Below are 11599 nucleotides of genomic sequence, written 5' to 3'. Positions count from 1 at the left end.
TACACGGGGAATCACCATCAGCATGTCACGCCGAGGTAACTGCTGGGACAACGCCTGTTCGGAAAGCTTCTTCGCGCTGCTCAAGAAGGAGTGGACTCGCCCTCTGGGAATGCTCGGAAGAGACGAAATGGCAGATGAAGTACGGTACTATACGGATGAGTATTACCCGAAAGTGCGGCGCCACATGGCGCTGGGAGGAATAACTCCCAATGCCTACGCAGCGGCCGCTTAACTTAAGTGTCTACTTTATCGGGGCCACTCCAGGCACTGCGCCGTGCCTGCGTTTATATAATGGCTGACAGTAGGTAGGTGTAGGTGCCGCTTTAGCTGGCACAAATCCACAACACCGACAGGAAAAAGCTGCAGGCACAACCCCGAATCTATTAGCACCACCTGAGCAACTTACAGCTGATAGCTTACAGCTCCGCCGAAGGCGGTCGGAGCGTTGCAAATTTCACCGGGTGCGGTTAGTGTGTTTCCCCTGTTTAAACAGCCAGTATTATTCATGTCATCCTTCTCTGCTTTGCCCATTCGCCGGCGTGAGCCGGTGGCTCATCAGCTGCCTGCCAGCCTTTCTCCTTTACTGCAGCGGCTGTATGCCAGCCGGGGGGTCACCACGCCGGAGCAGCTGAATTTACAGGCGGGCAATCTGCACAAGCCGGTGCTCAAGGGCATGGGTGAAGCGGTGCGTCTGCTGGCTGCCGCTCTGAAAAAACAGCGCCGCATTCTGATAGTGGGCGACTTTGACTGTGACGGTGCCACCAGCTCGGCGCTGATGGTGCACGGCTTGCGGGCCATGGGGGCGCAAGCCGTGGATTATCTGGTGCCCAACCGTTTTGACTACGGCTATGGTCTGAGTCCGCAGGTGGTGGAAGAAGCACAAAAGCTGTGGGCCGAGCTGCTGATCACCGTGGATAACGGCATTTCCAGCATCAGCGGCGTGGCGGCAGCCAAAGCCGCAGGCATGGAGGTCATAGTGACCGACCATCACCTGCCCGGTGAAAACGTTCCCGATGCCGACGCCATCGTCAATCCTAATCAGAGCGGCTGTGATTTTCCTTCCAAAAACCTGGCCGGGGTAGGGGTGGCTTTTTACCTGCTGCTGGCGCTGCGCTCGGCCCTGAGTGAGCAGGGCTGGTTTGAGCAGCAGGGCATTCGCCCGCCCAATATGGCGGATTATCTCGATCTGGTCGCGCTGGGCACGGTGGCCGATGTGGTGGCCCTGGACGGTAACAACCGGGTGCTGGTGCATCAGGGGCTGCAGCGCATGCGCGTCGGCCGGCTGCGCCCTGGCATTCAGGCATTAATTGATATTTCCGGACGCAATCAGCAGCGGCTGGTAGCGTCTGATCTGGGCTTTGCCCTCGGGCCGCGGCTCAATGCGGTGGGCCGGCTGGATGATATGTCCATGGGCGTGGCCTGCCTGCTCTGTGACGATATTAATGAAGCCCGCCGGCTGGCAGCGCAGATGGACGAGCTGAACCGTGAACGCAAGGCCATCGAGGCCAGCATGCAGCAGGAAGCCCTGGCCACCCTAGCCAGGGTGCGCATCAGTGATGGCGCACTGCCGTCCGGACTGGTGCTGCATCAGGATGACTGGCATCAGGGCGTGGTGGGGCTGGTGGCTTCGCGCATCAAGGAGCAGTATTACCGCCCGGTGATTGCTTTTGCCGAAGCCGGCGACGATGAGCTGAAAGGCTCGGGCCGCTCCATTCCCGGCGTGCACCTGCGCGATTTGCTTGATGCCATCAACACCCGTCATCCCGGACTTATCACCAAATTCGGTGGTCATGCCATGGCCGCTGGGCTGTCTTTGACCAAAAACGCTTTAACGCCGTTCAAGGCCGCCTTTGAGCAAATGGTGGATGAATGGGTCAGCCCCGAGCTGCTGGCCGGTGAAATTTTAAGTGACGGCGAGCTGAGCGTGACCGAGCTGAATCTGGAGCTGGCGGAGCAGCTGCGCTTTGCCGGCCCCTGGGGGCAGGCGTTTCCCGAGCCGGTATTCGACGGTGAGTTTCGCATTATTCAGCAGCGGCTGGTGGGCGACAAACACCTTAAAATGGTGCTCAGCCCGGACGAAGGGCGCACCGTGATCGATGCCATTGCCTTTAATGTGGACTTGGGTATCTGGCCCAATGCCGCCATTCAGAAAGTGCAGCTGGTGTACAAGCCGGATGTGAATGAATGGAAGGGGCGACGCCAGCTGCAACTGCTGGTGGAGCGGCTGGCACCACTATCGTGAAGTAAAACACAGGCAGCCGGCGCTGCCTGTGTTATTTATACTCGAAAGGCGCTGACCAGTCCCTTGAGCTCACCGGCCTGCTGATGCAGATCCTTGGACTGCTGCAAAGACTGTTCGGCATCGTTGGCCAGCTCGTCAGAGGCATCCTTGATGGCGGTCGTGTTCTGGGTAATTTCCCCGGTCACCTGGCTCTGCTCTTCCGCGGCGGTAGCAATCTGGCTGGCCATATCTGAAATCAATCCTACTGCAGCGGTAATTTCCTCCAGCGCCTGCGCTGCGGCTTCGGCATCTTCTGCACTCAGTTCGGCCATATTGCGGCTGGCCTGCATCAGTTTCACCGCCTCACCGGTGGCCTGCTGCAACGTGCCTATGGTGCCCTGAATTTCCTCGGTGGAAGCATGAGTGCGCTGGGACAGCACCCGTACTTCATCAGCCACCACCGCAAAGCCTCTGCCCTGTTCACCGGCACGGGCCGCTTCAATGGCGGCGTTCAGGGCCAGCAGGTTGGTTTGCTCAGCTACGCCCTGAATGGTGGCCAGCACGCTGGATATGTCGTGAGCATGCTGATCCAGGCGGGTGATGACCGCCGCGGCCTGCTCCATTTCCTTGGCCAGCGTGAAAATTGAATCGCGGGTTTTGTGTACCAGCTGTTTGCCCTGCTCGGTGCTGGAACTCGACTGCTGAGCCGCGGTGGCCGTCTGCTCGGCATTATGGGCAATTTCCTGAGTAGCAGAAGCCATCTCGGTCACGGCGGTAGCCACCTGAGTGACTTCCTGCTGGGCCCGGCCCAGCTCGGTGACGCTTTGGTTGGCCCGTACCGAAGCCTGTTCGGCACTGCTGCCAAGCTCTTCTGCCTGATGGCGGATATCCTTGATCAGCTCGGCCTGGCTGGCGACAAAGCGGTTGAAGTTGCTGGCCAGCAGACCGACTTCGTCTTTGCTGTGCAGCTCAATGCGCTGTGTCAGATCACCTTTGCCATCAGCGATCTGCTCCAGCCCCCGGGATACTCTGACCAGCGGACCGAGCAGGTATTGCAACAGCAGGCTGATAAGGACAACAGCAGCAATGGTGACCAGAACAGAGATACTCAGCTGACGCCACAGCTGAGCACTGAGGGGCGCTTCCAGCGCGGCCTTGTCGAGCACAAACAGCAGCTGCCAGTCACTGTCGGGAATGGCTTCGGCATACACCAGCTTGTCGGTGTTATTCAGACTGACAGGATGCATTTCAGGGGTCTTTTGCCAGCGGCTCAGGTTGGCAGCGCTCAGCTCCTGATCAATTTTTGTTGAGGGCTGCAGGGCCAGTTTGGCATCACGATGGGCGATTAATGTACCATCCTGACTCAGCATAATGGCGTAGCCTTCGGCGGGCAGGCGAATGGCATTCACGCTTTCAATCAGGCTGGTAATGGCAACATCGGCAGCAATGACGCCCTGCCAGGGGCCGCGGTTAACCGGCTCGGCCAGGGTGACCACAGTGCCGCCAAAGGTGGCATCTTCATAGGGGGCGGTTACTACGGCACGATTTTCCTGCTGTGCCAGCTGGTACCAGGGACGGGTACGGGGGTCGTAGCCGCTGCGATCCCTTGGGTGAGCGTCCAGCATAATACCGCTGCTGGTGCCAAAATAAGCCAGCTGAAAATCACCGGCTTCTTCAATCAGCTGCAGGGCCGGATGCGGATTGTCTCCCAGTTGCTTGCTGGCTGCAGTCAGCATGCCCTGACGCATGGCAAGCCAGTCAGAAACCCGGCCTGTTTCCTTTTCGGCCATGGCTGCCACCGAATGCTGGCTGTCACTATAGAGTTTGTCTTTAAGGCTGATAAAACTCATGGTGCTGATCGCAGCCACGGTGAGCACAATTGCTACGACAAAACTCAGCAGTATCTTGTGCTTTAATTTAAGGTTTTGCATCTTGTTATTCCGGGTTGGGGAGGCAATACACTTATCGGCTGAGTACACCGCAACTTAAGTGAAATCTTGTGCTGTAAAAAAGTCGGGCTGCAGCATGTTGCACTGCAGCCTTTGCTGGTCTCAGTTGCCCAGGATCTGACTGAGAAACAGTTTGGTCCGTTCCGACTGCGGATGGTGAAAAAAGGTTTCGGGATCGTTTTCTTCAATAATCTGACCGGCATCCATAAAAATCACTCTGTCGGCCACGGTGCGGGCAAAGCCCATTTCGTGAGTCACGCACATCATGGTCATGCCTTCTTCCGCCAGCTCTATCATCACATCCAGCACTTCCTTGATCATTTCCGGATCCAGCGCCGAGGTAGGCTCGTCAAACAGCATGATTTCCGGGTTCATGCACAGGCTGCGGGCAATGGCTACCCGCTGCTGCTGGCCGCCGGAAAGCTGGCCCGGATACTTTTTGGCCTGACTTTCAATCTTGACCCGGGTCAGCAGTTTCATGGCGGTTTCTTCTGCTTCCCGGCGGGGAGTTTTACGCACCCAAATCTGAGCCAGAGTGCAATTTTCCAGCACGGTTAAGTGCGGAAACAAATTAAAGTGCTGAAACACCATGCCCACTTCCCGGCGAATGGTTTCAATGTTTTTTACGTCGTTGGTCAGTGGCGTGCCGCGCACGATAATATCGCCCTGCTGGTGTTCTTCCAGCCGGTTAATACAGCGAATAAGGGTAGACTTGCCCGATCCGGAGGGCCCGCAGATGACGATGCGCTCGCCCTTGGTCACGGTCAGATCGATGTCCCGCAGTACATGAAAATCCCCATACCATTTGTTCACGCCCTGCAGGGTAACCATGTATTCCTGTTGCTGTGCATCCATGTACTTACTCCACTAACGTTTGTGATGGCCGGTGTGCAGCTTGTGTTCCAGATACTGACTGTATTTGGACATGCCATAGCAGAAAATCCAGAAAACCAGACCGGCAAACACATATCCTTCTGTGGCGAAGCCCAGCCAGTTGGGGTCTGCCAGCCCCGACTGTACTATGGCCAGCAGGTCGAACAGGCCGATAATCAGCACCAGGCTGGTATCCTTGAACAGGGCAATAAAGGTATTCACTATGCCCGGTATCATCAGCTTCAGCGCCTGGGGCAGTACTATCAGCACCATCATTTTCCAGTAATTCAGCCCTAACGCTTCGGCAGCTTCATACTGACCCTTGGGAATGGCCTGCAGGCCACCGCGCACCACTTCTGCCATATAGGCAGACTGGAAAAAAATGATGCCAATCATGGCCCGCACCAGCTTGTCGAGGGTCAGCTCCTCGGGTACAAACAGTGGCAGCATCACCGACGACATAAACAGCACGGTAATCAGCGGTACGCCCCGCCAGAACTCGATAAATACCACCGACAGGCTGCGCACTATGGGCATATCCGAGCGCCGCCCCAGTGCCAGCAGGGTACCGATAGGCAGGGCGGCGGTAATGCCTACTACTGCCAGTATCAGGGTCAGGGTCAGGCCGCCCCAGCGGTGAGTGGGTACTTCTGCCAGACCGAACCAGCCACCATAAAGCAGCACCCAGGCGATGACCGGAAACACCACCACCATAAAAGGAGCCAGCCACATTTTGCCCGGCATGCGGGGCAGGGCCAGCCACAGCAGCTGCGCCACAAAAAGCACAAAGGTGAGATTGATGCGCCACAGTTCTGAATCCGGATAAAAGCCGTAAATAAACTGCTGCAGCCGGGCGCTGATAAACACCCAGCAGGCCCCGTCACCGGTGCAGTCGTTACGGTTGCTGCCGGTCCAGTCGGCGCTGATAATGGCCCAGTCAATCACAGGGACCAGTATCAGATAGAGGGCATAAAGGCCGAGCAGGGTCACTGCCGTATTGAGCGGGCCGGAAAACAGGTTGGCTCTGAGCCAGCCGGGCAGCCCTTTGCTGGAAACCGGTGCCGGACGCTCCGGGGTCAGGGTATCTTTATACATGCTTACCTCTCCACCAGCGCCATGCGGTTGTTAAACCAGTTCATAAAGAAAGACACCAGCAGGCTGATGGTGAGATACACCAGCATGGTGATGGCTATGACTTCAATAGCCTGACCGGTCTGGTTAAGGGTGGTGCCGGCAAATACCGAGACCAGATCCGGATAACCGATGGCGGTGGCCAGAGAGGAGTTCTTGGTCAGATTAAGGTACTGGCTGGTCAGTGGCGGAATAATGACCCGCATGGCCTGAGGAATAATAACCAGCCGCAGTGTCAGGCTGTCTTTAATGCCAAGCGCATGAGCGGCCTCGGTCTGGCCGTGAGAAATAGCCTGAATACCGGAGCGGACAATTTCCGCAATAAAAGCGGCGGTATACACCGTCAGTGAGAGCCACAGAGCAAGAAACTCGGGAATAATGGTCATGCCGCCGCGAAAGTTAAAGCCGCGCAGCTCAGGGTAGTTCCATTCCAGCGGTGCGCCCAGTGCGACAAAGGTCAGACCGGGCAGGGCCAGTATCAGCCCGATACTGATCCACCAGGCAGGCAGTCGCCGCCCTGTGGCTTCCTGGCGACGGTGATTAAAGCGGATCAGCCAGAAAGACAAGGCCAGGGCCAGCAACAGCGCCAGCCAGATCCAGTGAAAACCCGCACCGGGCAGAGGCTCTGGTAAATAAAGGCCGCGCACATTAAGAAAGGCGCTGTCATTCAGGCTCAGACTGTTGCGTGGGCCGGGCAGGGTACGCAGCACGGCGAAATACCAGAAAAACATCTGCAGCAACAATGGCAGGTTGCGGAACAACTCCACATAGGCCGAGGCCAGCCGGGCGATCAGCCAGTTGGGTGACAGCCGTGCCACCCCAATGATAAAGCCCAGCACAGTGGCACCGATAATGCCGAGAAACGATACCAGCAGCGTATTAAGCAGGCCCACCACAAAAGTGCGGCCATAGGTGTCGGTTTCGGCATAGGGAATAAGGGACTGGGCAATGGCAAAACCGGCAGGATCATCCAGAAAGCCAAAGCCGGTGGTAATGCCGCGAGTACTGAGGTTATTAAGCGTGTTGTTAACAATAAATCCGATAAAGGCAGCCACGGCGCACAGCAGTACTACCTGAAACAGCAGCGCCCGCTTGGCAGGATCGCGCCAGAACTTTACCGAAGGGGAAGCAGACTTGACCGGTGACGACATGGCTTCATCCTTGAATATGACAGTGACACCTGTAAATAAGGAGCTGCCCGCAGGCAGCCCTTACCGGGGTTAACGCACAGGTGGTGCGTATTGCAGGCCGCCCTCGGTCCAGAGTGCGTTCAGGCCCCGTTCAATTTTCAGCGGTGAGCCCTGACCCACATTGGCCTCGAAGATTTCACCGTAGTTGCCTACCAGCTTGATGATGCGATAGGCCCAGTCCTTGTCGAGACCCATGCCTTTGCCAAAGTCGGCCTCAAGGCCCAGCAGACGGCGAACGTCGGGATTTTCGCTGGTTTTCATCTCGTCGATATTGGCTTTGGTAATGCCCAGCTCTTCGGCGTTGACCATGGCAAAGTGAGTCCATTTGACCACATTAAACCATTGATCATCTCCCTGCCGTACTGAAGGCCCCAGCGGCTCTTTTGAAATGACCTCGGGCAGTGCCACAGCATCATCGGGTTTGGACAGCTTGATGCGCAGGGCATAAAGCTGGGACAGATCCGAGGTCAGCACGTCACAGCGCCCCGCTTCCAGCCCCTGTACCGTCTGCTCGGACGTGTCGAACACAACGGCGCTGTAGCCGATGCCGTTGCGGCGGAAATAGTCTGCCACGTTCAGCTCTGTGGTGGTGCCCGACTGAATACAGATGGCGGCACCATCCAGCTCCTTGGCGCTGCTGACGCCCAGGTTTTTGTTGATCAGAAAGCCCTGACCGTCGTAGTAGTTGACGCCGGTAAAGTTGATACCAAGTTCAGTATCGCGGCTGGAGGTCCAGGTAGTATTGCGCGACAGCACATCAATCTCACCCGACTGCAGGGCGGTGAGGCGCTCCTTGGCGTTGAGCGGAATGTACTGCACCTTGCCGGCATCATTGAAAATGGCAGCGGCAATGCCCCGGCACAGATCCACATCCAGCCCTTTCCATACGCCCTTGTCATCGGGGTTGGAGAAACCCGGCAGGCCGCTGTTGACACCGCACTTCAGCTCTCCCCGCTGTTTTACTTCATCCAGGGTGGCGGCCTGAAGCGGGGCGGCCAGCAAAGTGCCGGCTATCAGAATCGCTGCTGTTCCTTTGCCTGTCATAAACACATCCTCTTGTTGGCGATTAAACGATTGCGTTATGCATTGGGGGCATAAAACGGCATGCCATTTAGAGTATTAGCACAAGATCGCCACAGTGCAGGAAAGGCAGGTGAATATTTTGATGCCAAAAGGGTCCCTGTTTGCGGATGAAAATCATCGGTATGGCTGCGTTTTGGGCAGCTTTTGGGTAGAATAGCCGCCTTATTTGGCCAAGCGCCAAGTCCACTCACTTAGTAAACAGAGAGTCTGTCAGTCCATGTTTGAAACAAACCCTGTGTACAACAAACTTAAGGAGCTGTCTGAACGGGCGCAGCTTCTTAGGGGGTACCTTTGACTATGACGCCAAAAAAGAGCGTCTGGAAGAAGTAAACGCCGAGCTGGAACAGCCGGATGTATGGAATCAGCCCGAGCGCGCCCAGGCACTGGGTAAGGAAAGATCCGCCCTGGAAACCGTGGTGGAAACCCTGGAAGAGCTGGACCGGGGTATTGCCGACATTGGCGAGCTGGTGGAGCTGGCGGTAGAAGAAGAAGACGAAGACACCTTCGAAGAAGCCAAATCCGACCTGGCGGGCCTTGAGAAAAAGCTTGAGGATCTGGAATTCCGTCGCATGTTTTCCGGTGAGCAGGACGCGTCAGACTGCTATCTCGATTTACAGTCCGGCTCCGGCGGTACTGAAGCCCAGGACTGGTGCAACATAGTGCTGCGCATGTATCTGCGCTGGGGTGAGGCCCGCGGCTTTAAAACCGAGATCATCGAACTGTCGGAAGGGGAAGTGGCCGGCATCAAGTCTGCCACAGTGCGTTTTTCCGGTGAATATGCCTATGGCTGGCTGCGCACCGAGTCTGGTGTGCACCGTCTGGTGCGTAAATCTCCGTTCGACTCCGGCGGTCGTCGTCACACCTCTTTCTGCTCTGCCTTTGTGTATCCGGAAATTGACGATGATATCGAAATTGAGGTTAATCCGGCGGATCTGCGCATCGATACCTACCGGGCATCCGGTGCCGGTGGTCAGCACGTAAACCGGACCGACTCGGCGGTACGTATTACTCATGAGCCGACTGGCGTGGTGGTGCAGTGTCAGAATGACCGCTCTCAGCACAAAAACCGCGATCAGGCCATGAAGCAGCTGAAAGCCAAGCTCTATGAGCTGGAGCTGCAAAAGCAGAATGCCGAGAAACAGGCGCTGGAAGACAGCAAGTCCGACATTGGCTGGGGCAGCCAGATCCGCTCTTACGTGCTGGACGACGCCCGCATCAAGGATCTGCGCACCGGCGTGGAAACCCGCAACACCCAGGCGGTGCTGGACGGTGATCTGGACAAGTTTATTGAAGCCAGCCTCAAGTCCGGGCTGTAAATAAAAAGATTCAAACAAGGCTTAATCATGACGACAGAGCAGCAACAAGACGAGAACAAGCTCATTGCCGAGCGCCGTGCCAAGCTGGAGCAGATCCGCAAGGACTGCCCCGCCAACGGTCACCCCAACGACTTTCGCCGGGAGCATCTGGCCGCCGATTTGCAGGCCGAATTCGGTGAGCACGATAAAGAGACCCTGGAATCGCTGGGTAAGGTAGCCTCGGTGGCTGGCCGTATTATGGCCAAACGCGGCCCCTTTCTGGCCCTGCAGGACATGTCCGGCCGCATTCAGGCCTATGCCACCAAGGATGCCCAGAAGCTGATCAAGGAGCAGTACAACGGCCTCGACATCGGTGACATCATCGGCGTGACCGGCACCCTGCACAAGTCCGGCAAGGGCGACCTCTACGTCAACATGGACCGTTTTCAGCTGCTGACCAAGGCCCTGCGCCCGCTGCCGGAGAAATTCCACGGTCTGTCCGACCAGGAAACCCGCTACCGTCAGCGTTACCTGGATCTGATCACCAACGAAGACTCCCGTAAGACCTTCATGGTGCGCTCAAAAGTGATGGCCGCCATTCGCAGCTTTATGAACAACCACGGCTTTATGGAAGTGGAAACTCCCATGATGCAGGTGATTCCGGGTGGTGCCTCGGCCCGTCCCTTTATCACCCATCACAATGCGCTGGATCTGGACATGTACCTGCGTATCGCCCCCGAGCTGTACCTGAAGCGGCTGGTGGTGGGCGGTTTCGAGAAGGTGTTTGAGATCAACCGTAACTTCCGTAACGAAGGCCTGTCGCCCCGGCACAACCCCGAGTTCACCATGATGGAGTTCTACTGGGCCTACGCCGATTACCGCGACCTGATGGACTTCACCGAGGAAATGCTGCGCACTGTTACTACTGAGGTGCTGGGCAGCGCCGAAGTGCAGTATGGCGAGGAGACCTTTGACTTCGGCAAGCCGTTCGCGCGCCTGAGCATGAAAGACGCCATCCTCAAGTACAACCCGGAAGTGACCCTGGACCAGCTGGCAACCTTTGAAGGTGCCTGTGAAGTGGCCAAGGATCTCAAGATCAAGGTTGAAAAAACCTGGGGCCTGGGCCGCGTGATCACCGAGATCTTTGAAGAGACCGCCGAACACCGTCTGATCCAGCCGACCTTCATCACCGAATATCCGGCGGAAGTATCACCGCTGGCCCGTCGTAACGATAACGATCCGAGCATCACCGACCGCTTCGAGTTCTTTATCGGTGGCCGCGAGATCGCCAACGGCTTCTCCGAGCTGAACGACGCCGAAGATCAGGCTCAGCGTTTCCGCGATCAGGTGGAGCAGAAGGACGCCGGTGACGACGAAGCCATGTTCTACGACGAGGACTATGTGACCTCGCTGGAGCACGGCCTGCCGCCTACCGCCGGCCAGGGCATCGGCATCGACCGTCTGGTGATGCTGCTGACCGACTCTCACACCATTCGTGATGTCATCCTGTTCCCGACCCTGCGTCCGCAGCGGTAACAGGAGCGCAGAGTCCGTCATGCGAAACATCGGCAGGGTTACCTGCGCCAACACGCTTCAAGCCCATCCATGGGACGCTCGGCACATGCCTTCCATGGCATGTGACGGTTGGCTCCGGTAATCCCTGCCGCTGTTTCGTGCAGCACCGGTGCGCTAAAAACACAAAAGGCCTGTCACTGACATGGAGTGGCCCCGATAAAGTAGACACTTAAGTTAAGCGGCCGCTGCGTAGGCATTGGGAGTTATTCCTCCCAGCGCCATGTGGCGCCGCACTTTCGGGTAATACTCATCCGTATAGTACCGTACTTCATCTGCCATTTC

9 protein-coding genes are annotated in these 11599 nt (G+C 57.0%); 4 read left to right on the top strand and 5 right to left on the bottom strand.

What is annotated here, in order from left to right; genetic code table 11:
• On the top strand, window positions 1-232 hold a 232-nt coding region (locus tag R0I78_RS02600), incomplete at its 5' end, for an integrase core domain-containing protein (protein ID WP_317074208.1).
• A gap of 273 nt (window positions 233-505) precedes the next feature.
• Window positions 506-2242: a single-stranded-DNA-specific exonuclease RecJ gene (gene recJ, locus R0I78_RS02595; RefSeq protein WP_317074207.1), complete on the top strand. Its 1737-nt coding sequence runs from the start codon at window positions 506-508 to the stop codon at window positions 2240-2242.
• A gap of 35 nt (window positions 2243-2277) precedes the next feature.
• Here recJ and R0I78_RS02590 read toward each other — a convergent pair whose 3' ends face one another.
• The 5 genes from R0I78_RS02590 to R0I78_RS02570 all read right to left on the bottom strand — a co-directional run bounded on the left by R0I78_RS02590 (window position 2278) and on the right by R0I78_RS02570 (window position 8408).
• Window positions 2278-4152, bottom strand: coding sequence for a methyl-accepting chemotaxis protein (locus R0I78_RS02590; protein WP_317074206.1), 1875 nt, complete (start codon window positions 4150-4152; stop codon window positions 2278-2280).
• A gap of 120 nt (window positions 4153-4272) precedes the next feature.
• Window positions 4273-5001 carry an amino acid ABC transporter ATP-binding protein gene (locus tag R0I78_RS02585; protein WP_317074209.1) on the bottom strand — a complete coding sequence of 243 codons (729 nt, stop codon included), beginning with the start codon at window positions 4999-5001 and terminating at the stop codon, window positions 4273-4275.
• Between the two features lie 36 nt (window positions 5002-5037).
• Window positions 5038-6138 carry an amino acid ABC transporter permease gene (locus R0I78_RS02580; RefSeq protein WP_317074205.1) on the bottom strand — a complete coding sequence of 367 codons (1101 nt, stop codon included), beginning with the start codon at window positions 6136-6138 and terminating at the stop codon, window positions 5038-5040.
• A 2-nt stretch (window positions 6139-6140) separates the two neighbouring features.
• Complete coding sequence (locus R0I78_RS02575) at window positions 6141-7325, bottom strand: amino acid ABC transporter permease (protein WP_317074204.1); 1185 nt, start codon at window positions 7323-7325, stop codon at window positions 6141-6143.
• A 69-nt stretch (window positions 7326-7394) separates the two neighbouring features.
• Window positions 7395-8408 carry an amino acid ABC transporter substrate-binding protein gene (locus R0I78_RS02570; RefSeq protein WP_317074203.1) on the bottom strand — a complete coding sequence of 338 codons (1014 nt, stop codon included), beginning with the start codon at window positions 8406-8408 and terminating at the stop codon, window positions 7395-7397.
• 256 nt (window positions 8409-8664) lie between these two features.
• On the opposite strand from R0I78_RS02570, the gene prfB reads away from it, so the two are divergent.
• Window positions 8665-9763, top strand: a protein-coding gene (prfB, locus tag R0I78_RS02565; protein ID WP_156816392.1) for a peptide chain release factor 2 whose coding sequence is annotated in 2 segments (ribosomal slippage) — window positions 8665-8739 and window positions 8741-9763 — 1098 coding nt in all. Because the reading frame shifts where the segments join, the coding sequence is not laid out codon by codon here.
• Between the two features lie 27 nt (window positions 9764-9790).
• Window positions 9791-11278 carry a lysine--tRNA ligase gene (lysS, locus tag R0I78_RS02560; RefSeq protein ID WP_317074202.1) on the top strand — a complete coding sequence of 496 codons (1488 nt, stop codon included), beginning with the start codon at window positions 9791-9793 and terminating at the stop codon, window positions 11276-11278.
• The last annotated feature ends 321 nt before the right edge of the window (window positions 11279-11599 follow it).

The sequence above is a fragment of the Oceanimonas sp. CAM02 genome (assembly GCF_032842915.1).
Taxonomy (GTDB): Bacteria; Pseudomonadota; Gammaproteobacteria; order Enterobacterales; family Aeromonadaceae; genus Oceanimonas; species Oceanimonas smirnovii.
This window is presented reverse-complemented; position numbering and strand designations above follow the sequence as displayed.

Excerpts from the sequence above, each read along its gene's own strand:
- R0I78_RS02580 (WP_317074205.1), bottom strand. The coding sequence starts at position 6,138 with ATGTATAAAGATACCCTGACCCCGGAGCGTCCGGCACCGGTTTCCAGC.
- R0I78_RS02590 (WP_317074206.1), bottom strand. The coding sequence starts at position 4,152 with ATGCAAAACCTTAAATTAAAGCACAAGATACTGCTGAGTTTTGTCGTA.
- R0I78_RS02575 (WP_317074204.1), bottom strand. The coding sequence starts at position 7,325 with ATGTCGTCACCGGTCAAGTCTGCTTCCCCTTCGGTAAAGTTCTGGCGC.
- lysS (WP_317074202.1), top strand. The coding sequence starts at position 9,791 with ATGACGACAGAGCAGCAACAAGACGAGAACAAGCTCATTGCCGAGCGC.
- R0I78_RS02585 (WP_317074209.1), bottom strand. The coding sequence starts at position 5,001 with ATGGTTACCCTGCAGGGCGTGAACAAATGGTATGGGGATTTTCATGTA.
- recJ (WP_317074207.1), top strand. The coding sequence starts at position 506 with ATGTCATCCTTCTCTGCTTTGCCCATTCGCCGGCGTGAGCCGGTGGCT.
- R0I78_RS02570 (WP_317074203.1), bottom strand. The coding sequence starts at position 8,408 with ATGACAGGCAAAGGAACAGCAGCGATTCTGATAGCCGGCACTTTGCTG.